This is a genomic window from Pseudomonas sp. LY-1 (assembly GCF_053502595.1).
Map to the genome: position 1 here is coordinate 1,423,691 of NZ_CP094353.1, position 23,475 is coordinate 1,447,165.

At 59.3% G+C, this 23,475-nt stretch carries 22 protein-coding genes and 1 pseudogene; 17 read left to right on the forward strand and 6 right to left on the reverse strand.

Annotation, left to right across the window (positions count from 1 at the left end; genetic code table 11):
* Window positions 1-46: 46 nt before the first annotated feature.
* From MOQ67_RS06525 to dacB, 3 genes are all read left to right on the forward strand, one after another.
* Window positions 47-982, forward strand: coding sequence for a glutathione S-transferase family protein (locus tag MOQ67_RS06525; protein WP_448675879.1), 936 nt, complete (start codon window positions 47-49; stop codon window positions 980-982).
* 111 nt (window positions 983-1,093) lie between these two features.
* On the forward strand, window positions 1,094-3,508 hold the full coding sequence (locus MOQ67_RS06530) for a TonB-dependent siderophore receptor (RefSeq protein WP_275958294.1): 2,415 nt from the start codon (window positions 1,094-1,096) through the stop codon (window positions 3,506-3,508).
* Window positions 3,509-3,638: 130 nt separating this feature from the next.
* Window positions 3,639-5,096 carry a D-alanyl-D-alanine carboxypeptidase/D-alanyl-D-alanine endopeptidase gene (dacB, locus tag MOQ67_RS06535; RefSeq protein WP_448675880.1) on the forward strand — a complete coding sequence of 486 codons (1,458 nt, stop codon included), beginning with the start codon at window positions 3,639-3,641 and terminating at the stop codon, window positions 5,094-5,096.
* Window position 5,097: 1 nt separating this feature from the next.
* Here the strand turns inward: dacB and MOQ67_RS06540 are convergent, their stop codons facing one another.
* A complete protein-coding gene (locus MOQ67_RS06540) occupies window positions 5,098-5,877 on the reverse strand; it encodes an IclR family transcriptional regulator (RefSeq protein ID WP_046384607.1) in 780 nt (259 codons plus the stop codon).
* A 119-nt stretch (window positions 5,878-5,996) separates the two neighbouring features.
* Here MOQ67_RS06540 and hmgA point away from each other — a divergent pair, with 119 nt between their 5' ends.
* The 3 genes from hmgA to maiA are packed head-to-tail and all read left to right on the forward strand — an operon-like array spanning window position 5,997 to window position 9,217.
* A complete protein-coding gene (gene hmgA / locus MOQ67_RS06545; RefSeq protein ID WP_448675881.1) occupies window positions 5,997-7,280 on the forward strand; it encodes a homogentisate 1,2-dioxygenase in 1,284 nt (427 codons plus the stop codon).
* 3 nt (window positions 7,281-7,283) lie between these two features.
* Entirely contained in the window at window positions 7,284-8,570 is a 1,287-nt protein-coding gene (gene fahA / locus MOQ67_RS06550; RefSeq protein ID WP_448675882.1) for a fumarylacetoacetase, read from the forward strand.
* Between the two features lie 11 nt (window positions 8,571-8,581).
* Entirely contained in the window at window positions 8,582-9,217 is a 636-nt protein-coding gene (maiA, locus tag MOQ67_RS06555) for a maleylacetoacetate isomerase (RefSeq protein ID WP_079442905.1), read from the forward strand.
* A gap of 15 nt (window positions 9,218-9,232) precedes the next feature.
* Here maiA and MOQ67_RS06560 read toward each other — a convergent pair whose 3' ends face one another.
* Complete coding sequence (locus tag MOQ67_RS06560; protein ID WP_169886007.1) at window positions 9,233-10,036, reverse strand: SirB1 family protein; 804 nt, start codon at window positions 10,034-10,036, stop codon at window positions 9,233-9,235.
* A 185-nt stretch (window positions 10,037-10,221) separates the two neighbouring features.
* Between MOQ67_RS06560 and MOQ67_RS06565 the strand changes: the two genes are divergently transcribed.
* Complete coding sequence (locus MOQ67_RS06565) at window positions 10,222-11,241, forward strand: Leu/Phe/Val dehydrogenase (protein WP_017848678.1); 1,020 nt, start codon at window positions 10,222-10,224, stop codon at window positions 11,239-11,241.
* 21 nt (window positions 11,242-11,262) lie between these two features.
* Here the strand turns inward: MOQ67_RS06565 and MOQ67_RS06570 are convergent, their stop codons facing one another.
* Both MOQ67_RS06570 and MOQ67_RS06575 read right to left on the reverse strand, forming a co-directional pair.
* Window positions 11,263-12,468 carry an ISL3 family transposase gene (locus tag MOQ67_RS06570; protein WP_026139890.1) on the reverse strand — a complete coding sequence of 402 codons (1,206 nt, stop codon included), beginning with the start codon at window positions 12,466-12,468 and terminating at the stop codon, window positions 11,263-11,265.
* A 144-nt stretch (window positions 12,469-12,612) separates the two neighbouring features.
* Entirely contained in the window at window positions 12,613-12,873 is a 261-nt protein-coding gene (locus MOQ67_RS06575) for a YebG family protein (protein ID WP_017848679.1), read from the reverse strand.
* 248 nt (window positions 12,874-13,121) lie between these two features.
* Here MOQ67_RS06575 and MOQ67_RS06580 point away from each other — a divergent pair.
* The 5 genes and pseudogenes from MOQ67_RS06580 to MOQ67_RS06600 form a co-directional block, all read left to right on the forward strand.
* Window positions 13,122-13,367 (forward strand): annotated as a pseudogene (locus MOQ67_RS06580) (phosphate-starvation-inducible PsiE family protein); the annotation flags it as partial.
* A 121-nt stretch (window positions 13,368-13,488) separates the two neighbouring features.
* Window positions 13,489-13,938, forward strand: a complete 450-nt coding sequence (locus tag MOQ67_RS06585; protein WP_102618919.1) for a phosphate-starvation-inducible protein PsiE — start codon at window positions 13,489-13,491, stop codon at window positions 13,936-13,938.
* 125 nt (window positions 13,939-14,063) lie between these two features.
* A complete protein-coding gene (locus tag MOQ67_RS06590) occupies window positions 14,064-15,653 on the forward strand; it encodes a hypothetical protein (protein ID WP_126586198.1) in 1,590 nt (529 codons plus the stop codon).
* A gap of 131 nt (window positions 15,654-15,784) precedes the next feature.
* Complete coding sequence (locus MOQ67_RS06595) at window positions 15,785-16,915, forward strand: GTPase (RefSeq protein ID WP_102617540.1); 1,131 nt, start codon at window positions 15,785-15,787, stop codon at window positions 16,913-16,915.
* 90 nt (window positions 16,916-17,005) lie between these two features.
* Window positions 17,006-17,293 (forward strand): phosphate-starvation-inducible PsiE family protein, encoded by a 288-nt coding sequence (locus tag MOQ67_RS06600; protein WP_256580868.1) that lies wholly within the window; start codon window positions 17,006-17,008, stop codon window positions 17,291-17,293.
* Here MOQ67_RS06600 and MOQ67_RS06605 read toward each other — a convergent pair.
* Window positions 17,290-17,607 carry a DUF3509 domain-containing protein gene (locus MOQ67_RS06605; RefSeq protein ID WP_017844523.1) on the reverse strand — a complete coding sequence of 106 codons (318 nt, stop codon included), beginning with the start codon at window positions 17,605-17,607 and terminating at the stop codon, window positions 17,290-17,292. The genes MOQ67_RS06600 and MOQ67_RS06605 overlap by 4 nt on opposite strands.
* Before the next feature lie 568 nt (window positions 17,608-18,175).
* Here MOQ67_RS06605 and MOQ67_RS06610 point away from each other — a divergent pair.
* Window positions 18,176-18,586, forward strand: a complete 411-nt coding sequence (locus MOQ67_RS06610) for an HPF/RaiA family ribosome-associated protein (protein ID WP_046384600.1) — start codon at window positions 18,176-18,178, stop codon at window positions 18,584-18,586.
* Between the two features lie 54 nt (window positions 18,587-18,640).
* On the opposite strand, the gene MOQ67_RS06615 is transcribed toward MOQ67_RS06610, so the two are convergent.
* Window positions 18,641-20,161 (reverse strand): MFS transporter, encoded by a 1,521-nt coding sequence (locus tag MOQ67_RS06615; protein WP_448675883.1) that lies wholly within the window; start codon window positions 20,159-20,161, stop codon window positions 18,641-18,643.
* A gap of 106 nt (window positions 20,162-20,267) precedes the next feature.
* On the opposite strand from MOQ67_RS06615, the gene MOQ67_RS06620 reads away from it, so the two are divergent.
* The 4 genes from MOQ67_RS06620 (at window position 20,268) to MOQ67_RS06635 (ending at window position 23,475) form a co-directional block, all read left to right on the forward strand.
* Window positions 20,268-21,179, forward strand: a complete 912-nt coding sequence (locus MOQ67_RS06620) for a LysR family transcriptional regulator (protein ID WP_448675884.1) — start codon at window positions 20,268-20,270, stop codon at window positions 21,177-21,179.
* A 95-nt stretch (window positions 21,180-21,274) separates the two neighbouring features.
* Window positions 21,275-21,577, forward strand: a complete 303-nt coding sequence (locus MOQ67_RS06625; RefSeq protein ID WP_046384598.1) for a DUF3649 domain-containing protein — start codon at window positions 21,275-21,277, stop codon at window positions 21,575-21,577.
* Window positions 21,574-23,148 carry a PepSY domain-containing protein gene (locus MOQ67_RS06630; RefSeq protein WP_128191562.1) on the forward strand — a complete coding sequence of 525 codons (1,575 nt, stop codon included), beginning with the start codon at window positions 21,574-21,576 and terminating at the stop codon, window positions 23,146-23,148. Before MOQ67_RS06625 ends, MOQ67_RS06630 begins: the two co-directional genes overlap by 4 nt.
* On the forward strand, window positions 23,149-23,475 hold the full coding sequence (locus MOQ67_RS06635; RefSeq protein WP_108525912.1) for a DUF3325 domain-containing protein: 327 nt from the start codon (window positions 23,149-23,151) through the stop codon (window positions 23,473-23,475). It abuts the gene before it with no gap.

Consider the following 23,475-nt stretch of genomic DNA (forward strand, 5'->3'; position numbering starts at 1 on the left):
TTTTGCAGGCTAAGCTGAATGCTCATTTAATTGAGCGGAGCCTGGCATGTCTGAGTTGATCCTGCACCACTACCCGCAGTCCCCTTTCGCGGAAAAAGCCCGCCTGCTCCTGGGCTTCAAGGGCTTGTCCTGGCGCTCGGTGCTGATCTCGCCGGTGATGCCCAAGCCTGACCTGATCGCCCTCACCGGCGGCTATCGCAAGACTCCGGTGCTGCAGATCGGCGCCGACATCTACTGTGACACAGCACTGATCGCGCACCGCCTGGAACAGGAAAAAGCCGGGCCGGCGCTGTTTCCCCAAGGCCTGGAACTGGTCGCCCAGGGGTTCGCCGCCTGGGCCGATTCGGTGGTGTTCGCCCATGCCGTGGCCTTGGTATTCCAGCCCGAATCCCTGGCGGCCAAGTTCGCCAAAGTGCCGTCCGAAATGCTCAAAGTGCTGGTGGCCGATCGTGCCAAGCTGTTCAGCGGCGGCACTGCAGCCCGTCTGCATCTGGAGCAGGCCAAGCATCAATGGCCGGCGATCATCAGCCGCATCGACCAGCAATTGCAGCACCAAGAGGGAGATTTTCTGTTCGGTGAGCCTTCGATTGCCGACTTTTCCCTGGCCCATCCGCTGTGGTTCCTCAAAGGCTCGGTGGTGACCGCGCCGTTGGTTGACGCACATCCCGCCGTTGCCACTTGGCTCGACCGGGTGCTGAGCTTTGGCCATGGCACCGCCACCGAGATGAGCACCGAGCAAGCCCTTGACGTAGCGCGTCACGCCACCCCGGCGGCGTTGCCCGCTGAAGCGTTCGAGGACTTGAATGGCTTCACGGCCGGCCAGCAGGTGAGCATTGCGGCCACCGACTACGGCACCGACCCGGTGCTCGGTGAGTTGTTGTTTGCCGGCCGCGAAGAACTGATCCTGCGCCGTACCGACGAACGCGGCGGCACCGTGCATGTTCACTTCCCGCGCCTGGGTTTTTGCATTCAGGCGCAATAAAACCGGATTATTTTCAACCGGAGGTGAGGTAAACCCGACGCCCATCCGTGTAGTGCTTGAAACTGCGATCTATTCGCATTAACAGCGTTTTCTACACGGGTGCTCACAAGCATGAAATCGACGGCGGGCGGTTGGGTTAAACAGTGGCTGGGAGCCTCGGTCTTGACGGTATCGGGGCTGGCACTGCTGCCCCTAAGTGTGGCGCAGGCGCAGGAGCAACAAAGTGCCCAGTTCAACTTTGCCCTGGCGGCCAAGCCACTGCCCCAGGCGCTCAGTGATTTCAGCCGGGTCACCGGGCTCAGTGTGATCTACACCGATGAAGCCCCCTACGGCCTCAATGCCCCGGCCGTCAGCGGCCCGATGAGCGCGACCCAGGCCTTGCAACGCCTGTTGGGCGGCTCCGGTTTTACCTTCCGCCAGATCGACGCCCGCACCCTGGCCCTGGAGCCCGTGCCCAGCGACGGCGCGCTGAACCTGGGCGCCACCACTATCAGCGCGGTCGCCGAACCCGCCGACAGCACCAGCTACCAGCCGCCACCCACCAGCTCGGTCATGCGTTCCCGTGGCCTGCTGCTGGAGACCCCGCAAACCGTCAACGTAGTGCCCGCCCAAGTGCTGCGTGATCAACAACCGCGCAACCTGGATGACGCCCTGGCCAATATCAGCGGCATCACCCAGGCCAACACCCTCGGCAGCACCCAGGATGCGGTGATGCTGCGCGGCTTTGGCGACAACCGTAACGGTTCGATCATGCAGGACGGCATGCCCGTGGTGCAGGGCCGGGCGCTGAACGCTACGGCCGAACGGGTTGAAGTGCTCAAGGGCCCGTCGTCGCTGCTATATGGCATCCAGGACCCAGGCGGCGTGGTCAATATCGTCAGCAAAAAGCCGCAGTTGCTGCAGTCCACCTCCTTGACCGTCCGCGGTTCGACCTTCGGCAACGGCAAGAACGGCAGCGGCGGCAACCTCGACACCACGGGGCCCATCGGCGACAGCGGGCTGGCGTATCGCCTGATCGTCGACCATGAGGACGAAGATTACTGGCGCAACTACGGCACTCACCGCGAGAGCCTGATCGCGCCATCCCTGGCCTGGTATGGCGACACCACCCAGGTGGTGTTCGCTTACGAACACCGCGAGTTTCTCTCGCCGTTCGACCGCGGTACCGCCATCGACCCCAAGACCAATCACCCGTTGGACATCCCCGCCACCCGGCGCCTGGATGAGCCGTTCAACAACATGGAAGGCCGCTCCGACCTGTATCGCTTGGAGGCCGATCACGACCTGAACGACGACTGGAAGGCGCACGTCGGCTACAGCTGGAACCGCGAAACCTATGACGCCAGCCAGGTGCGTATCGCCTCGGTCAACAGCAACGGCACCTTGACCCGCAGCATGGACGGCACGCGTGGCGCACTGACCACCGACCGCTTCGCCACGGCCAGCCTGGAAGGCAAGGTCAAGCTGGGCGGCATGCAGCATGATCTGGTGTTCGGCCTCGACGATGAGTACCGCAAGATCTATCGCGCCGAACTGATCCGCCAGGCGCAGCGCAGTGCCTTCAGCTACGTCAATCCGGTGTATGGCAACGATGTGCAAGGCACCACGGTGAGCGCCAAGGACAGCGCGCAGACCGACTTGCTGCGCAGTGACTCACTGTTCTTCCAGGATGCGATTCACCTGACCGACCAGTGGATTCTGGTGGGCGGCGCGCGCTATCAGATGTACGACCAATACGCCGGCAAAGGCGTGCCGTTCAAGGCCAATACCGACGGCAATGGCCAGAAATGGGTGCCGCGTGCCGGCCTGGTGTACCGCTACACCGACGAACTGTCGTTTTACGGCAGCTACACCGAGTCGTTCAAACCCAACTCGACCATTGCCGCGCTGAACGATGGCAGCGTGCTTCAGGGCGACCTGCAGCCGGAGCAATCCAAGGCCTGGGAGCTGGGGACCAAACTCGACATACCGGGGCGCATCACCGCCAGCGCGGCGCTGTTCGATATCACCAAGCGCAACGTGCTGGTGTCCGTCGGCTCCGGTGTCGACACGGTCTACAGCGTGGCCGGCGAAGTGCGCTCCCGTGGCCTGGAGCTGGACGCCAGCGGCCAGCTCAGCGAGCGCTGGAGCCTGATCGGCAGCTATGCCTACACCGATGCCGAAGTCACCAAAGACCCGGCGCTGCAAGGCAAGCGCCTGCAGAACGTGGCCAAGCACACCGGTTCGTTGTCGGCGGTGTATGACGTCGGCAGTCTGATCGGCGGGGATGATCTGCGCGTCGGTGCTGGCGCGCGTTACGTCGGCCAGCGCGAAGGCGATGCGAATAACAGCTTCAATCTGCCGGGTTATACCGTGGCCGATGTGTTCGCCTCCTACAACACCAAAATCGACGGGCAGAAGGTCAAGTTCCAAGTCAACGTGAAGAACCTGTTCGATCGCACCTACTACACCTCGGCGGCCAGCCGGGTGTTTGTGTCGATGGGGGATGCGCGGCAGGTGTCGGTGTCCAGCACGCTGGAGTTCTGAGCCGGCGGCGAGGGCGGTGGTCGAGCCTGTCAGGGGCGCTTCGCCCTCCAGCGCGAGCACGCTCTCTCGCCACAAACGGCATGAGCTGTTAGCGTTGCCGCCACTGACGGCTTTGCGGAAAACGGTACTGATGCGGTTTGCACGAGGGTTACACACCAGCGCGATGCTGGTCGGCTTGAGCGTTTTATTGGGGGGCTGCGCCAGCGTTGCGCCGACCGCCGGCCCTTCAACCCTGGACCGCCTGTTGGCCGACCCGGCCCTCAATGGCGCCACGGTTTCACTCGTGGTGCGCGACGCCCGCAGCGGCAACACGCTCTATCAACACAACCCGCGCACGCGGCTGGTGCCGGCCTCCAACCTCAAGCTGCTGACCACCGCGGCGGCGATGGACGTGCTGGGCCCGCAGTATCGGTTTTCCACCCAACTGCTGAGCAACGGCGCGCAGCAAGGCGAGCGCCTGAACGGCAACCTGTACCTGCGCGGCCTGGGCGACCCGACCACGCAGTTCGCCGATTACCAGGCACTCGCCGCGCAACTGGCGAGCCAAGGCGTGCGTCAGGTGCAGGGCGACCTGGTGTTCGACGACAGCTGGTTCGATGCGCAGCGCCTCGGCGTGGATTGGGCTCAGGACGATGAAAGCACCTACTACGGCGCGCAGATTTCGGCGCTGACCGTGTCACCCAATTCTGATTTTGATGCGGGCACCTTGATGGTCACCGCCACCGCGCCCATGAGCCCCGGCCAGCCGGTCAGTGTGGCGATCAGCCCGGCCACCGATTACGTGCAACTGAGCAACCGCGCGGTGAGCGGCCCCGGCAACAGCTATGGGATCACGCGCCAGCACGGCACCAACCTGCTGCAACTCACGGGCGCGCTGGCGCCGGGCAAGCACAGCCGGCAATGGGTGAGTGTGTGGGAACCGACGCAACTGGTGGCCAATCTGTTTGAACAGGCATTGGCGCAGCAGGGCATCCAGGTGCTGGGCCGTCGAGTGATCGGGGGCAGCAGTCCGGCGACGGCGCGGCTGCTGGCGGAGCATCAATCGGCACCGTTGCAGGAACTGATCACGCCGCTGCTCAAACTTTCGAACAACAACATGTCCGAAGCCTTGCTCAAGGCCATGGGCCGCCAGACCGCGAACGCCGGAACCGCGCAGGCGGGCGTGGCGGCGGTGGCGGCCTTCATGCGGCGCCAGGGGTTGGACCCGGCGAGCCTGAATCAGGTGGACGGTTCGGGGTTGTCGCGGCGCAATCTGGTGTCGGCGCAGACGCTCACCGACCTGCTGCTGGCGACGGCCAGGCAACCCTGGTTCGACGCGTGGTACCACGCCTTGCCGATTGCCGGCAACCCCGCGCGCATGAGCGGCGGCAGCCTGCGTTATCGCCTGCGCGGCACGCCGGCGCAAGACAACCTGCATGCCAAGACCGGCTCCATGGGCGGCGTGTCGTCATTGAGCGGTTACCTCACCGACGCCCACGGGCGGCGCCTGGTGTTTTCGATGATCAGCAACAACTACCTGAGCGACGCCGCACCGATCCGCGCTCTGGAGAACCGTTTGGCGGTCGCCCTGACGCAATGGCACGACTGACTCAGGGCTGGTAGCCCATCCGCCAACTCACCGCCCGGGTCGCCGCCAGCAGGCGCTGCGCCGCCGGGCCGTCTTCATCGGCATGGAACAGCGAGGTGGGGCCGACCACGGTCATCACCGCCGCCACCTGGCCGACCGCGTTGAACACCGGCGCCGACAACGCATCCACACCCGGCATCAGCAGGCCATGCACAAAGTGCAAGCCACGCGCGCGGATCTGTTCGCAGGCGCTGGCGTAGGCCTGGTCGTCCGCCAGGGCGTGGGCGATGCCCGCCTGGATCTCGCGCTCGCGCAATTCGATGGTTTCCCGCGCTGGCAAAAAGGCGCTGAACACCAGCCCGGTGGATGAACTGAGCAGCGGCAACACCGAGCCCAGTTGCGTCACCACGGTGACCGCGCGCACCGCCGGTTCGATCTGCACCACGGTCGCACCCTGGTTGCCCCACACCGCCAGGAAGCAGGTTTCATTCAACTCGTCGCGCAGCTCGGCCAGGGGCAGGGCGCCGACTTTGAGCACGTCCATGCTGCCCAGTGCGGCGAGGCCCACGCGCAACGCTTCGCGACCCAGGCCGTAATGGTTGGTGGCGCTGTTCTGCTCGGCGAAGCCCGACGCGATCAGGGCCTGGAGATAGCGGTGAACCTTGCTCGCCGGCATCTGTACATGCTCGGCCAGGCGCGACAGCGAGGTGGAGGGCGACAGTTCGGCCAGGGCCTTGAGGATGTCGGTGCCCACTTCGGCCGAGCGGACTTTCTGTTTACCGGTGTCGCGGGGCTTTTCCATGGGGCAACGGGAATCCGAGAGATGAGTGGGCGTCTTTATAGCTTGACGGTCGACAGTGATCAAATTACGTTATGCGTAACTGGATTACGATAAAAACAACTTCCGTCAGAGGATGATCCATGAACCTCGAATACCTCTCGGGCTTCGGCAATGAATTCGCCAGCGAAGCCCTGCCCGGCGCGCTGCCGGTCGGCCAGAACTCCCCGCAAAAAGCGCCTTACGGCCTGTACACCGAACTCTTCTCCGGCACGGCCTTCACCATGGTGCGCAGTGAAGCGCGCCGTACCTGGCTGTATCGCATCCAGCCGTCGGCCCATCATCCGACGTTCGTCAAACTGGAGCGGCAACTGGCCGGCGGGCCGCTGGGCGCGGTGACGCCGAATCGGCTGCGTTGGGACCCGTTGGCGATACCGAGCGAGCCGACCGACTTCATCGATGGCCTGGTCGGCATGGCGGCCAATGCCGGGGCGGAGCAACCGTCGGGCATCAGCATTTACCATTACGGCGCCAACCGTTCGATGCAGCGCGTGTTCTTCAACGCCGATGGCGAGCTGTTGATCGTGCCCGAGCAGGGCCGCTTGCGTATCGCCAGCGAACTCGGGGTGTTGGAGGTCGAGCCGTTGGAAATTGTCGTGCTGCCACGCGGCCTGAAATTCCGCGTCGAACTGCTGGATGCGCAGGCGCGCGGTTATGTCGCCGAAAACCACGGCGCCCCGCTGCGCCTGCCGGACCTCGGCCCGATCGGCAGCAACGGCCTGGCCAACCCGCGTGATTTTCTGACCCCGGTTGCCCACTACGAAGACCGCCAGCAGCCGACGACCCTGGTGCAGAAATTCCTCGGCGAACTGTGGGCCTGCGAACTCGACCATTCGCCCCTCGACGTCGTGGCCTGGCATGGCAACAACGTGCCGTACAAATACGACCTGCGTCGGTTCAATACGATCGGCACGGTAAGTTTCGATCATCCCGACCCGTCGATCTTCACCGTATTGACCTCGCCCACCAGCGTGCATGGCCTGGCCAACCTCGATTTCGTGATTTTCCCGCCGCGCTGGATGGTGGCCGAGAACACCTTCCGGCCGCCGTGGTTCCACCGCAACCTGATGAACGAATACATGGGCCTGATCCAGGGTGCCTACGACGCCAAGGCCGAAGGCTTCCTGCCCGGCGGCGCGTCGCTGCACAGCTGCATGAGCGCCCACGGCCCGGATGGCGAGACCTGCACCAAGGCGATCAATGTCGAGCTGGCCCCGCACAAGATCGATGACACCATGGCGTTCATGTTCGAGACCAGCCAAGTGCTGCGCCCGACGCGCTTCGCCCTGGACTGCCCGCAACTACAATCTGCTTATGACGCGTGCTGGGCCTCGCTGCCCGTCACCTTCGACCCGAACCGGAGATAACCCATGACGCAATCAACGCTCGCCCGCAGTTGGGTCACCAGCGCCAACGGTCATCGCGATTTTCCCCTGCAAAACCTGCCGCTGGGGGTGTTCAGCATCAACGGCTCGGCGCCGCGCAGTGGCGTGGCGATCGGCGACTGCATTCTCGACCTGCTGGCCGCCCGCGATGCGTTTGACGGTGAAGCGCTGCGCGCCGTCGACGCCACTGCCGGCGGGCAGTTGAACGCGTTCTTCGAGCTGGGCCGTGGCCCGCGCGTGGCCTTGCGCGAGCGCCTGTTGGCATTGCTCGGGGAGGGCAGCCCGCTGCAAGCACGCGAGGCCGAAGTGCTGCACCGCGCCGCCGATTGCCAGATGCACCTGCCCGCCAAGATCAATGACTACACCGACTTCTATGTCGGCATCGAACACGCGCAGAACGTCGGCAAACTGTTCCGCCCCGACAACCCGCTGCTGTCCAACTACAAGTACGTGCCGATCGGTTATCACGGCCGTGCGTCGACCATTCGCCCGTCCGGCACCGAGGTGCGCCGCCCCAAAGGCCAGACTCTGCCGGCCGGCCAGACCGAGCCGAGCTTCGGCCCCTGCGCGCGGCTGGACTACGAGTTGGAGCTGGGCATCTGGATCGGCCAGGGCAATGCCATGGGCGACTCGATTGCCATTGACGAGGCGGCCGAGCACATTGCCGGTTTCTGCCTGCTCAACGACTGGTCGGCGCGGGATATCCAGGCCTGGGAGTACCAGCCGTTGGGGCCGTTCCTGTCGAAGAGTTTTATCACCAGCATCTCGCCGTGGGTGCTGACGGCCGAAGCGCTGGCGCCGTTCCGCCAGGCACAACCGGCACGTCCCGAAGGCGATCCGCAGCCGCTGCCGTACCTGCTGGATCAACGCGATCAGGCGGCGGGCGCGTTCAATATCGAGCTGGAGGTGCTGCTGACCACGGCGTCGATGCGTGAACAGAACCTGCCGGCCCAGCGCCTGACCCTGAGCAACACCCAGTACATGTACTGGACCGTGGCGCAAATGGTTGCGCACCACAGCGTCAATGGCTGCCAGTTGCAGGCCGGCGATCTGTTCGGTTCGGGCACCTTGTCCGGGCCGCAGCCGGGGCAGTTCGGCAGCCTGCTGGAGATCACCGAGGGCGGCAAGAAGCCGATTGAACTGGCGTCGGGCGAGGTGCGTAAATTCCTCGAAGACGGTGATGAAATCATCCTGCGCGGCCGTTGCAGCCGTGACGGTTTTGCCTCCATCGGCTTCGGCGAATGCCGTGGCACGGTGGTCGCGGCGCGCTGAGGGGCAGGGCGATGGAGCTTTACACTTACTATCGGTCCACTGCGTCGTACCGGGTACGGATCGCGCTGGCGCTCAAGGGCCTGGACTTCACCGCCGTGCCAGTCAACCTTGTGGCGCCGGCGGGCGGCGCCCATCGCCAGCCGGAGTACCTGGCGATCAACCCACAAGGTCGCGTCCCGGCGCTGCGTACCGATGACGGCGAACTGTTGATCCAGTCGTCGGCGATCATCGAATACCTGGAGGAATGTTATCCACAGGTGCCGCTGCTGTCCCGGGACCTGGCAGCCCGCGCCCATGCGCGTGCGGTGGCGTCGATCATCGCCTGTGACATTCACCCGCTGCACAACTCCAGCACCCAGAACCTGCTGCGCCAGTGGGGCCATGATGAAACCCAGGTGCTGGCCTGGATCGGTCATTGGATCAGCCAGGGCTTGGACGCGGTCGAGCAGTTGATTGGCGATCACGGGTTTTGCTTTGGCGAGCAGCCGGGGCTGGCGGATGCGTTTCTGATTCCGCAGCTGTATGCCGCCGAGCGCTTCAAGGTGGCGTTGGCGGGGTATCCGCGTATCGGGCGGGTGGCGGCTTTGGCGGCGCAGCATCCGGCGTTTATCCAGGCGCACCCTGCCAACCAGCCTGATACACCCTAGACGCGCTCGTTGTGTTCAGTGAATCACTGAGTTGGGCGGCAAGTGGCCCAGCCGCTGGGTCAGGCGCAGGCGCTGGATCGGGTCTTCGCTGAGCAGCAGCGCGTGCTCCAGGTCGAAACGCTCGGCGCTTGGGCAGTCCAGGCGTTGATACAGGCTGGCCCGCGCCAGGTAATCGGCGGCGCTGGCATGGCCCAGTTCCAGCACGCGCTCGGCGTCGACCAGGGCGGCCAGCGGGTCGTCATTGGAGAGGTACAACTGGCGCAGGTTGCGTGACAGCCGTTGCAGGATCGAGCGTGGGCTGGCGGTGCGCAGGTGGTCGGCCTGCAGCTTGAGGTCAGGGCCGTATTGGCGTTGCAACAGTTCGCGGCAATCGTTGGGGTACAGGCGTCGGCCGCCGCAAGGGTCGAGCAGGTGATCGGCACCGGGTACCCGCAGCAGGAAGTGGCCGGGGAAGTTGACGCCGACCATCGGGATATTCAGGCGTTGCGCCAGTTCCATCGCGATCAGCCCCATGGCCAGGGGTTGCCCGCGCTTGCGCTGCAACACCTTGTCCAGCAGCGCGGCGGCGGGGCGCAGCGGGGTGAAGTCATCCTGGGCGAACCCGAGGTCATTCAGGCGGCGCAGCAACGGCTGGCCGAGCTCATCCGCCGGCAACAGGGGCATGCCCAGGCTGACCTGCTGTTGCAGCACGTTGAGCTCCTGCAGGATCAACAGCGGTTGCACCGTTGGGTCATGCTCGGCCGCAATCCACAGCGCAGCTTCAAACAGCGCAGGGGGCGAATGTTCCAGGCAGGCGAAAAAGGCGTGACGGGGGTTCATTGCATTCTCCGGCGGATGCTCCCGTTTTAGCCTTGCTGAGAATTTTCGTCCAGTAGCTTGAGAGATATCCTACTTGCTTATGTCGCAGGCCCCGCAAAACCGGGTGGCTTATTCCCGCGCACTTCGGCAGTTTTCTGCCGCAGGCCTATACTTGGCGACACCAGAAGTGATTCGGGAGCTTGACGATGTTTGCTCTCATGCATAGCACCCGCCTTGAATCGCTGCACCTCAGCATCGACCCGACGACCGGGTTGAAGGCGATCATAGCCATCCACAACAGCCGCCTGGGGCCTGCCCTGGGTGGTTGCCGTTACCTCGCATATCCCGACGACGAAAGCGCGGTGGCCGACGCCGCACGCCTGGCCCAAGGCATGAGCTACAAGGCCGCCCTGGCGGGTTTGCCGGTAGGCGGCGGTTGCGCCGTGATCCTGCGCCCCGCCCATGTGGAAAGCCGCGCAGCCCTGTTTGAAGCCTTCGGGCGATGTGTCGAGCAACTTGACGGCCGCTATATCACCGCCATCGACAGCGGCACCTCGGTGGCCGACATGGATTGCATTGCCCAGCAAACCCGCTTCGTCACCAGCACCACCGCCGCCGGCGACCCTGCGCCCCATGCCGCCATGGGCGTATTCGCCGGCATCCGCACCACCGCGATGGCGCGCCTGGGCAGCGACAATCTCGAAGGCTTGCGCGTGGCGATCCAGGGCCTGGGCAACGTCGGTTACGCCCTCGCCGAACAACTGCATGCCGCCGGCGCCGAACTGCTGGTCAGCGACATCGACCAAGGCAAAGTGCAACTGGCCATGGAGCAACTCGGCGCACACCCGATCGCCAATGACGCCTTGCTCAGCACCCCCTGCGACATCCTCGCGCCCTGTGGTCTCGGCGCCGTGTTCAATCGCAACAGCGTCGGCCAACTGCGCTGCGCCGCCGTGGCCGGTTCCGCCAGTGCGCAACTGACCAACCTGCAAGTCGCCGACCAGTTGGAAGGGCGCGGCATCCTCTACGCCCCGGACTACGTGATCAACTCCGGTGGCCTGATCTACGTCGCCCTCAAGCACAGCGGCGCCGAACTGCCGACCATCACCGCGCACCTGTCGAATATCGGCACACGCCTGACCGAAATCTTCGCCCACGCCCAGGCCGAAAAACGCTCCCCTGCACGGGTCGCCGATGAACTGGCCGAGCGCCTGCTTTACCGCTAGCCCACGCATTAAAAAGGTTCTTCACGGATTGCCGGGAAAGACGCTCTTGATCTTCATGAAAAAGAATTCGCTGTCCCGGTAACCGTACGCCATTCGTTTGATGACCTTTATTCGATTGTTTATTCCTTCCAACTGACCGGTGTGCATTGGCCAGCGTACCCGGCTCACGATGCCCCGCCAGTAGCCCTTTAGTCGCTTTGCGAACTGGATCAGTGCGGGTATTTCGCTTTCTTGAGCATGACGCAGCCACTGCTTCCAGGCTGATCTCCAGTCCCAGGCATCGCTCGGCGCCCAGAGCATTTTGAGCTCGGCCTTCATCAAGTAGACCGTCATTAACGATTGGTTAGCGGCCAGCAGATCCTGTAAATGAACCTGCTGTTCCGGCTTTTTCAGGTTCTCCGGGTTACGCAATAGCAACCATCGCGCTTGCTTTATGATCTTTCGAGCGGGCTTGTCATGGCGCAATCGGTTCGCCTCGTCAACGCGAACACGATCAATCACTTCTCGGCCATATTTGGCGACCACATGGAAAAGGTCATAAATCACCCGTGCTTTTGGGCAGTGTTGGCGAACCTCCAGGTCATAAGCCGTGTTCATGTCCATCGCTACCGCTTCAATTCGGGCGCACCCTTCTGGCCCCAGCTCTTCGAAAAACGGTCTGACTGCCGCTCGGCTACGGCCTTCGCCGATCCAAAGCACTCGCCGAGTATCAGCGTCCAACACCACGCTGGCGTAGCGATGACCTTTGAATAACGCGAACTCGTCCATTATCAAGCGCCGTGGTTGGGCCTTGGGTAAGGCACTCAACGCCGCTTGCAGAGCGCGCCGCTCCAGCAACCGAACGGTGTCCCAGTGCAGCCCGAACATTTGCGCAACATGCAGTGTAGGAAGGCGTTCGCAGGCTTGAATAACGGCCTCTGCCAGCCGGCGCGTCATGCGGGCATAGCGATCCAGCCAACTGACGACCTCCATGCGCTTGCCACAATCACGGCAACTAACACGCCTGAGCTGCACGTTGAGGCGGACTGCACGACCGAGAATCGGCAAGTCACGCACGACTCGATCGCAGTACTCATGAGTTGTTGAACAGAGCTTTTGGCAGCCACCACAGGTGGGAAATCGCGTGGCCTGGGGGATCAGATCGATTTGAAGGGCATCGCCGTCAGGTTTGATCGCAACGACAGAAAAGCCCTCCCAAAAAGGAAGGAAAGTATTAATATTGCGCATAAGAACGCCGGTTTTTTAGATGTGTTTGCTCGCACGAACATCATCCATCAAATCGGCGTTCTTGTTTCTGTGTTTCCCGGGATTCCGTGAAGAACCATTAAAAAGGCCTTGAATCATCGATTCAGGGCCTGTTCAATTCTGGCTTTATTCCGCTGGCGGGTTCAGCAACTCGGACAGCGCGTCCGGTTGGCTCCTGAACGCCTTGGCAAAGACATCGCGGTTTTTCGCCATGTAGATCCCGGCCTCTTCAACCTGCTGCTCGCTCAACGACGGCACAGCTTTTTGCAACACTTCTGCGAGCAACTCAGCGAGTTCAAGCATCTTGTCATGACGGTCAGCTTCGGCTTTATCCATGAACAAACGCTCCAGATCTCGGCTGCTGCGGTATACCACTTCGACGGCCATTCACCACCTCACATGCCTTCACGATAGTTGTCTTTTGCGACTACTGTATTTATATACAGCTAAAAGGGTAAGCCAAACCGTGGGGTTTGGGTAGCAGTTTTTTAATGTAGCCCGGAAATACAGGTTTGGAGTGTCCCATGTCACCCTGCCATCATCTTATCTCTGCCTCTGGCCTTTTTTCTGCATGCAGAACAACCGTCACGTCCAAGCCGCATTATCCGGTCGAGCCGACCTAAGGAAGCATCATCGTGAAAATCAACTGGGCCGAAAAGCTGCGTCAGAATGTCCACGGGCTGGCCGAGTCGCTGGGCAATCTGTTTGTCGAGTCGTTCCATTACCTGGCGTTGTTCGCCATCGGTGCGGTGACCGCCTGGGCGGCGGTGATGGAATTTCTGGGGATGCTGGAGAACGGGCACATCAAGATCGATGACATCTTGCTGTTGTTCATCTACCTGGAATTGGGCGCCATGGTCGGGATTTACTTCAAAACGAACCTACCTGAATCTAACATTTTTTCTTATAGGCAAAAAAAGGGTGAAACCCCTATGATTTCTGGTCTTTGGCGCGCTTGAAGGCGGGCTAGGCTGTTTTTTTCTGTGATGGATGGTGTGAGCTATGAGTGAAATTCGTGGGATTGAGAAGCTGCGCAAAAGCTTGCACAGTGGCGCTGATTCGGTAGGAAATTTGGTGGTTGAGGCTTTCCACTACCTAGCTCTGTTCGGCATTGCGGCTATAACGGTATGGGCCGCTATCAGTGCCTTTATAGGTATGCTGGGGCAAGAGAAAATCAGCGTTGATGACATTCTATTGCTATTCATTTATTTAGAATTGTTAGCAATGAGCGGGATTTATTTTAAAACAAATCATATGCCCTTGCGATTTTTGCTGTACATCGGCGTGACTGCATTAATTCGGCTTTTGATTAGCGATGTTTCGCACCATAACGCGCCGGACCTTGGCATTATTTACGTGTGTGGCGGGGTGCTTCTTTTAGCCCTTTCGATTCTCGTTGTTAGGTTTTCGTCTTCTAAATTTCCATCAGTGAAAGAAAAAATAGAAAGCTGATGTGTGTTTGTTAGGGTTTGTAATTTTTTAGTAAGGACTTATGTCTTTCTTGTTGTTTGATTTGTTGATTTGTTAAGGTTTTTAAGGTGAGTTAAGTTTTAGTTTTTGTAAAAAAGGATTTTTAAGTGAAAAACAACAAGAGAAATTTCTCAAATAAATACTCTGATGTTCGTAATAGTATTTTGAAATACTCGCGTGATTCCGTTTTCACTCTCGCTATGAACTATTTGGCTATGGAGAATAGTTCTGGCGGAAAATCGTTTATGATTCAGGATGCCCAGTGGTTGATTTTTATGATGATTAAAATCTCATCATCAAGCACAGGTGTTTTAAAAATGAATGATACTGATTTTGTTAGGATCTGTAATAAGCTGTTTAGATTGCAAGACTATCTTATTGATGCTGACCCTGCAAATTTATTATTGAGATTCAGACCGTTGATTTATCAGCAGTCGCTGCTTCGCAAGGATGTACCGGAGTGTATGAGAAGTCTTGCAAGGCAATGCAAGATTCTAGGTGGTAACGAGTTTTACGAAAAAACTTTCCATGAGATTACTGGTGTCGGAGTCGCTAGCTATTTCACTATCTGGCTGAATATTTTAGTTCAGGCGACAGGCAAGAAAGGTAGTGGGTCTTTTGAACTAAATATCATAGACCTGTTATATCGTGTTCAAAAAGTCGTACCATTATATCAAGTGGTGAATTTTTTCGTTTTTTTCGGAGTTCGTTATAGTGATTTGCCAACTTTTTTCGCCAGATTTAGTGGTAGTGCTGGAACGGTTGACGATTATTATTATGATACGCCTTTAAAGAAAAAACCTTTTTTGGTGTCAGGTAAAAAAATCTATCTATTCTCGGAAAAGCTTTTGCTGTCATGCTTTCCATTACTTTTAATTCAGACAATCAAGGATGCAAGAGTTGAGGACGCAAAAGCCCAGCTAGGACTGGATGTCGAGGCATATATTGGCGGATTATTAAAAAAGACAGCTTTAAAGGTTTTTGATGAAAAGGCTTTGAAAACTATTTATCGAGAAAATAATATTCCCTCGCTGGGTTCTAAAGTCACTGATTTTGCAATAGATGGTGAGAGTGTTGTTTTGCTCGAAAGTAAGGCGATTGAGCAAACGGATTGGCTCAAAGTCAACACTGACCCGGTAGAGCTAAAAAAGAGGCTGGACCAAGACTTCATTAAGGCTGTTATACAAGCAGAAAAGTGCGCGATGTTTCTTTCTCAAACCGAAGAATTTCGGGGGCGAAACTTTAAGGCTGTTGTCGTGACTTATGATGATTTTGGGATTTCAACTGCTTCCAGTATCAAACAGCTAATAGGGGTGGATATAGAGGATGAAGTTAAGAAGCAGTGTAATGGTGAATGCCCTATATCTCTAGATGATATGGTTTTTATTGCTATCTCTGATTTCGAGGCGTTGACATTTGCTATAGAGAATGAAATGGTAAAACTAGACGAAATCATTGAGGAGTGTCTTGGTGAACAATCCTTTAATACTGGTATGTCTTTCCGGAAAGCCATAATGGATAGGTGTGAGTTTGATGTTTATAAACAGGCCGGTGATGTTCTTACGTCAGACGATAGTTTTATTCAGCAGCTTGTAAATTTTAGTAATAGTGGTCACGCATTAAATGTACAAAGGCCGCAGGAATTAATCGTTATGCACGACGAGGTGATGCGGTCTATAAATTTTAGTTTTTTATAGTTTGTTGTCGATGGTGCTTACGTGTTCGAGTATCGGCTTGCTTTGAATTAATGCAGGTATCCCCATTTTTGCATCGATGTGGCACAATGCTATGCGGTAGAGTCTAAAACTGTCATTTTCTGGAGTTGGTTATGAGTGATGGAATATCGAAGGAAGAGTTTGACGATCTGTTCAGTAAAGTTTACGAAGAGCGTAAGCCGAATTTTGATGAGCATGTCAATGTTGCTGTAGTTGGCAAGGTGAGCGCTGGTAAAAGCTCTTTGCTAAACGCTGTTCTTGGTTGCACTCGGAAAGACCCTCTCGCAAAAGTCGGTGCTAGCTCGGGCGTCACCACAAAAGTCACTGCTTATAAGCTTGATGAACAGGTTTTAATCATCGACTGTCCGGGACTCGATGATGTTCGTGAAGAGAATAGCGAAGAGACTGTAGAGTTCTTAAAAAATATTGATCTAGGTCTTTTTGTAGTCACGGGTTCGGCTGACGCCTCGCAGGCGGCGAATTTTGAGGATCTTAAGAAAAGCTCAAGTAAAGTATTCGTTGTTCTAAATAAAATTGATGAATGGGACGATCTGCAAGAGTCGGCTTATGAAGATGTTAAAGAACAGTGGTGTAAAATACTGGGCGTAGATAAGGTTTTCGGAACCTGCACCAAAGGGTTTGATCCGAAAATGCGTGAGTCAGCACCGATGGATATTCGAGGTGTTGATGAGTTAAGGACAGAAATTTTTGTCTTCTTGAACACCGAAGGCAAAGCTCTGCTCCTTGCGAGGCATCTTCGAAACAAGGAGAACTATGCAGTTGGAATTATTGGCGCTGCCATTGTTGCAGTTGCAGGCGAGGCGTTCATTCCTGGGAGTGCTGCATACATTACTGCTACGCAAGTGGTAGCTATTACCTCCCTCAATTATTTATACAAAGGCGAGGTTCTAAATAAATCTTCTGCGCTCGCCTTGTTGCCGACATTCGCTGGTGAAACGCTAGGTATGTCGGCATTCTTGATTGCTAAATCCTTCCTTCCTCCAACACTCATTCTTGATGCGGCGGCAGCCGCGATCGCAGTAGTTATTACGTTTGCTATGCTGGCTGCTGTCAAGTGGATGTTGGAGAATGATCACTCGTTGGATGAAAAGGATTTGCTGAAAAAAGTCTTTGGCGATTTCAAAGATATTGCCGGTGAGTTGAAAGCTACCAAGCCTAGTGATTTGAGAAACAAGGCTAATATTATTGCTTTGATAAGTAGATTGCTGAAAAAATCTATCTAATACTAGATTGGGGTTATTTTTATGGCCCCTTTTCTGATTGGTTATGCCTCCATCCGCTTAATAGTTTTTGAAAACTGATGTGAGCGAAAAATATTAAATCTTTTTTCAAAAATTTCCGGAAAATTCGTCAAGACCAACCACATGCCGGTGCGCTTCCTGATCTACGTGGCGATCACCGCGCTGACGCGTCTGCTGATCTCCAACGTGTCCCACCACAACCCGCCGGACATCGGCATCATCTACCTGTGCGGCGGGATTCTGTTGTTGGCGTTCTCGATTCTGGTGGTGCGCTACGCGTCGTCGGCGTTTCCCTCGGTGAAGGTGCAAGGCCCGCACCGCAAGGGCGAGAGCCCTGAAACAGAGAAAGGCGAGCTTTAAAGCCTGACGCTCAAGGGCAGGGCGCGGGTGGGCGGTCGCTGCAACAGCTTGTGACTGTCCCCGTCCGTCATCACCGCCAGGATCTCCATGGCGCTGTGGCCCTGCTCGATGGCAATGCCGAACTGAATGCTTTGCACCAGGCGCTTGAGCCGTTGCGGGTCGTTGCGTTGTGCGGCGCTGATCATGCGCTTGACCACCACGCCCTGCTCATTCGAGAGGGTCAGCATGATGCTGCCATCCAGGCGCTGGATGCTCAGGTTGACCCGGTATTGTGGGGTGAAGGTGTCGGTGATGATCTGAAAAGGATTGTCCATGGTGCGTTACCGCCTGATAAGAACATGCAGTCATTGACGACCGAGGTCTGGATTAGTTCGCGTTGCCTGACCACCGGCCACTCCGTCGCTGAGGGTTCACAACATCCGTTTGCCTCATCAGTTGTACAGCAAGGGCCGTGCCGTACAGCGACCTGTCTGACGCTGGAATCACCTGTAGGAGGGGGCTTGCCCGCGATTGCGGTGGATCAACTGATGAATCCTCGGCTGAGAGACGGCTATCGCGGGCGAGCCGGTTCCCACATGGGTTGGCGTCGTGCTTTGTTTCAGGGCAATAGCGAGAAAGCGGTGCATGATTGGTCGGCGGCGCAAGCAGGCACGCGCGGGGCAACGATGAAGATTGCGGGGCATAGGAAGATGTAACTAACTCCCCACCCTACCAGCGTTTTTGCTTGTAGTCAGGGTTAATTTGTAATGTGGGATTTATCTTTGCAAAGGGGTTGAATTGTTTCTCTGACTGCTCAATTGTGTAATCAAGAGGTCATGGTTTCACCACCCCGGTGTTGCAGTTTGTGACCTCTCGCGAGCTAGCTGAAATAAGGGAAGAACTATGCAAATCCAAGTCAATAGCGATAACCATATTGAAAGCAGCATCCGACTGGAGGAGTGGGTACGTAATACCATTGAAAGCACGCTCGAACGTTATGAAGAAGACCTGACCCGCGTTGAGGTCTACCTGCGGGATGAGAACGGCGACAAGCCCGGTCCCCACGATTTAAGCTGCCGCCTGGAAGCACGGCCAAAGGGCCATCAACCGCTTTCGGTGCTGCATAAAGCCGATACGCTGGAACTGGCGATCGACGGTGCCGCGACCAAGCTGGACCATGCGTTGGAACACTTGTTCGGCAAACTGCAAGGCAAGCCACGCGCTGCCGCGAAAAATGTGCCGGCCAACAAAGTGAATGATGACGCGCTTGAAGAGGAATTCCTGGAAAACGAAAACGCTGCAATTAACAGCTGACAGTTTTTTCATTCCCCACTGAGAACGGGCCTGCAGATGCAGGCCCGTTTTTGTTTACCTGCTGCGTCGGAAAAAATACCCGCTCAACCACGCCAACCCGCACGCCCCTACGCCCGCAAACAACATCGCCCAACCTGCGCCGTGGCGCAGCGCCGCTTGGGCATCCGCGCGTGCCAGCCCCATCGAGCTCAGCACTTCCAGCTTGCCCGCTGCAATGTGCTGACTGATCGCGGGCCAATCCAGTGCGCTGGTTTCGGGCAGCACTTCGGCCAGTTGATGGCTGATCCCCAGCAAGAGCACCAAACCCATCAGCGCAATATTCAGCGCCAGGGTGATCAGCCGCGCACTGAGGTCGATACCCGAGGCCATGCCGGCGCGATCCGCCGAGACCGAGCCGGTGGTGGTGTTGGTGGTCGGTGAGTTGGTCAGCGCCAAGCCCACGCCGGCCATCGCGCAACTGAACAGCACCAGCACGATGCTTGGGTGCGCGGCGCCATTGGCGGCGGCCATGGCCAGAAAACCGCTGCCCATCACCCCCAGGCCCAGCGGGATGATGCGTGCGGCGCCGTAGCGCAGGGCCAGGCGCTCGGCCAGCGGTGGTACCAGCAAGGTGGGCAGGGTATAGGCGAGCAGGGCGCTGCCGGTGGTCAGGGTGTCGTAGCCCAGGCCCGCCTGGAAGTACAACGGCAGGTAGATCATGAACGGCCAGAAGCTGAAGTTCATGCCGATCGACCCCATCAACGCGCCGTTGAAGCGTTGGATGCGAAACACCGAAAAATCGAACATCGGATGGGCGCTGCGCCGCTCAATCAAGCTGAACAGCAGCAGCGCGGCCAGCGACAGGCCGGCCCAGCCCAGCATGGCCGGTGTGCCAAAGCCATTCTCGGTGCCTTGGGTGATGAAATAAACCAACGCAAACACCGACAGCGTCAAGGTGAGCATGCCGGCGATATCGAGGCGATGGCTGGCCGGGTCGCGCGACTCCTGCACGCTGACATGCAGCAGCACCAGAGTCAGCAAGGTCAACGGCACATGTACGAGAAACACCCAGCGCCAGTCCGCCACCGCCAGGATCAACGCCCCGACCATCGGCCCGAAGCCCAGGCCCAGGCCCGCGATCACGCCCCACACCGCAAAAGCCCGCGCCCGCGCCGCCGGTTCACGGAACTGGTGCGACAAAATTGCGAACTGGCAGATCATCATCGCCCCGGCGCCCACGCCCTGGACGAAACGCGCCGTGATCAGCAGGGACGCGTCTTCAGCCAGCCCGCAGGCCAGCGAGGCCAAGCCAAACAGCCACAGGCACAGCACCAGCATGCGTCGCCGGCCAAAGCGGTCGGCCAGCGTGCCGGCAGCCATCAGTACGCTGGTGCAGGCCAGGGTGTAGGCGTTCATGATCCATTGGGCATCCTGGAAACCCGTGCCCAATTGTTGTTCCAGCGTGGGCAGGATCACCGGCACGCTGGAGATTTCCAGGCCGAACATCAGCGCCACCAGGCACACGGCGGTGAGGGCGAGCGCGTTTCTGGCGGAGCCTGATGGACTGACAGCCGATACAGCGACAGCGGGAGGCATGGGGTCTTCCTTTCGAGAGGTGGAGCGTGTCATTCTCGCGGGAATCAGATTCTTTATTCGTGACAAATTTTCCTTAAATCAGGGAATCAAAGGCGACAATTACAGCATGGCCACCCCACGTTTTGATGGCGTTGAACTCTTTCTGCAGATCGTCGAGAGCGGCAACCTGACCGAAGCCGCCGAACGGCTGAACCTCACCCGTTCGGCTGTGGGCAAAGGCTTGGCGCGCCTCGAGGCGCGCCTGGGCACGTGCCTGTTGCAGCGCTCCACCCGCCGCCAGCGGTTGACTGAGGACGGGCAGGCTTATTACGAGCATTGCCTGCGCGCGCTGGCCGAGCTGGAAGCGGCCGAATCCGTGCTCGAAAGCGGTCGGCAGCAGCCTCGCGGGCGCTTGAGGGCGAGCTTGCCGCTGGCTTTCGGGCATCACTACGCGGCGCCGGCGTTGTGGGGTTTGCTGGACCGTTTTGCGCAGTTGGAGATTGATATTTCGTTTTCTGACCGGCTGATCGACGTGGCCCAGGAAGGCTTCGACCTGGCGGTGCGAATCGGCGCGTTACCCGACACCGACCGCTTGAGCGCCCGGCGCCTGGGCGAACAGGCCATCGGCCTGGCGGCGGCGCCGGCGTATTTGCGCCGCGTCGGTCGAATCGAGTGTCTCGAAGATTTGGCCGGGCACCGCGGCATTGCCTACCACTGCAATGCGCCGCGCCTGGAGTGGGAACTCAATGATGCCCAAGGCCGCCCGCACCGTGCGCGGGTCGCCTCGCCGCTGATGATGGACGACCTCCAGGCCGTGGCCGATGCCGCCATCGCTGGCGTGGGCCTGGCCTGGTTGCCGAGCTGGCTGATCGCGCACTATGTGCTGCGCGGGCAGCTGGAAGCGGTACTGCCGAGCTACCGTGAGCAACCCGCGCCGATTCATGTGATCTGGCCCACCGCGGCGCACATGCCGGCCAAGACGCGCTGCGCCATCGACGCCCTGGTCGCGGGCACCCCGAGTTGCCTGGCGGGCAGCTAGATCTACGCCTTCGAGCAGGTGATTCATTCGTTCTCTTTTGCTTATGAGAATATTTATCATTAATATTGCGCTCTGATGAACCTGGCGCTCCCCGCATGAAAAGCAAAACCTCGCTTCCCGCCGCTTACCGCCTCGCTGTCACGTCACGCGCATTGGCCGCTGTGGTCGGCGGCTATCTGATGGCGTCTCTGGCCGCCGTCTGCCTGGCGCTGTGGCTGCCCACGTCCCGCGCCGACGCAGTGATCACCGGGATGATGAGTTCGTTTGTGTTCTACCTGTTGGCGGTGCTGTGGTGCTTTGCCTGCCGCACGGCATGGCGTGCCTGGTGTGGCGTGATGCTGCCGAGCGCGTTGTTCGCGACCCTGGCAGGTGTGGGTGTATGGATGGCACGCACATGAAAGAAGGATTCCGCCAGGCCATGGCCTGGTTGCACACTTGGGCCGGACTGATCTTTGGCTGGCTGCTGTTTGCGATTTTCCTGACGGGCACCTTGTCGTATTTCAAGGATGAAATCAGCCATTGGACCCAGCCCGAAGTGCAGGCCAGGCCGTTGGACGATGGGCGCAGCCTCGCGGTGGCCCAAGCCTACCTGCAGCAGCAGGCGCCCACCGCCGCGCGCTGGATTATCACCTTGCCGAACAGCCGCGACCCAGGCCTGTCGGTGATGTGGCAAGACAAGGTCGACCCGGGCAAACGCGGCAACTTCATCCAGAAAGTCCTCGACCCGGTCAGCGGCCAAGCCGTGCAAGCCCGCGAAAGCATGGGCGGCGAGTTCTTCTATCGCTTCCACTTCCAGCTGCAAATGCCGTACCCCTGGGGCCGCTGGTTATCCACCTTCGCCGCGATGGTGATGTTGGTCGCGTTGATCACCGGCATCATCACCCACAAAAAAATCTTCAAGGACTTCTTCACCTTCCGCCCCCGCAAGGGCCAGCGCTCCTGGCTCGACGGGCATAACGCCGTGGGCGTGCTGGTGCTGCCGTTTCATTTGATGATCACCTACAGCAGCCTTGTGATCTTCATGAGCATGGTCATGCCGGCCCCGATCGTGGCCTCTTACGGCAACGACAGCCGGGCCTTCTTCAACGAGGTGTTCCCCGCCACCGACAACGCCCCGGCGCTGGGCCAGCCCGGCACATTGTTGCCGTTGCTGCCGATGTACGAACAGGCGCGGGCGCAGTGGGCGGGCGGGCATGTCGGGCGCTTGGTGGTGAATAATCCGAGTGATGCGAATGCCTCGGTCAATGTGGTCCGCGCCGGCGCCGACCGCGTGGTGCATGATTTCGGCAGCACCGTGTCGTTCAACGGCAGTACCGGCGAGCGGCTGCGGGTCAGCGCCGAGCAATCGCTGCCGGCGGCGATCGGTGGCAGTTTCTATGGCCTGCACATGGGCCGTTTCGCCGGCCCGGTGTTGCGCTGGCTGTACTTTATCTGTGGGCTGGCGGGCACCGCGATGATCGGCACCGGCCTGGTGATCTGGCTCGGCAAGCGCCAGCTCAAGCACGCCAAAACCGGCGGCATGCCGTTTGAGCTGCGCCTGGTCGAAGTGCTCAATATTGCCAGCATGTCCGGGTTGTTGATCGCCATCGCGGCGTTCTTCTGGGCCAACCGTTTGTTGCCGGTGAGCTTCGCCCAGCGCGCCGACTGGGAAGTGCAAATGTTCTTTATCGCGTGGGGCCTGAGCCTGTTGCACGCCATGCTGCGCCGAGGGCGCCAGGCCTGGGTCGAGCAACTGAGCGTTGGCGCGCTGTTGTTTGGCGCGATCCCTGCGCTCAACGCGCTGACCACCTCGCACCACTTGGGCGTGTCACTGGCGACGGGCGACTGGGCCATGGCCGGCTTCGACCTGACGTGCCTGGGCAGCGGTGTATTCCTCGCCTGGGCCGCCTGGAAGATGCACCACCGCACGGCGCCCCAGCCCAAGGCCGAACGGGCGCGCGCGCTCACTCTCAAACCGGAGGCGCATTGAATGCTGCTTGCATGGCTGATGTGCTACGTCGGGTTCACCGCACTATGCCTGTCCACCGACCGTCACCATGGCGAACTGCTGCGCAGCAAGCCGTCGCCGCGCCGCCGCCTGGGGTTGCGCGCGGTCGGTGGGGGGGGCTTGACGCTATCGATCTGGCCAGCGGTGGCTGCCTCGGGGTGGGCCCAAGGCCTGGTGGAGTGGTGCGCGGTGTTGATGCTCAGCGCGCTGCTGCTGGTGCTGCTGTTGCCGTATTGGCCGAGGTTGGCCTTGAGCCTGGCGGGCGTCGGCCTGCTGGCCGGTCCCGTCGCAGCCTTTGCCACCCTGTGA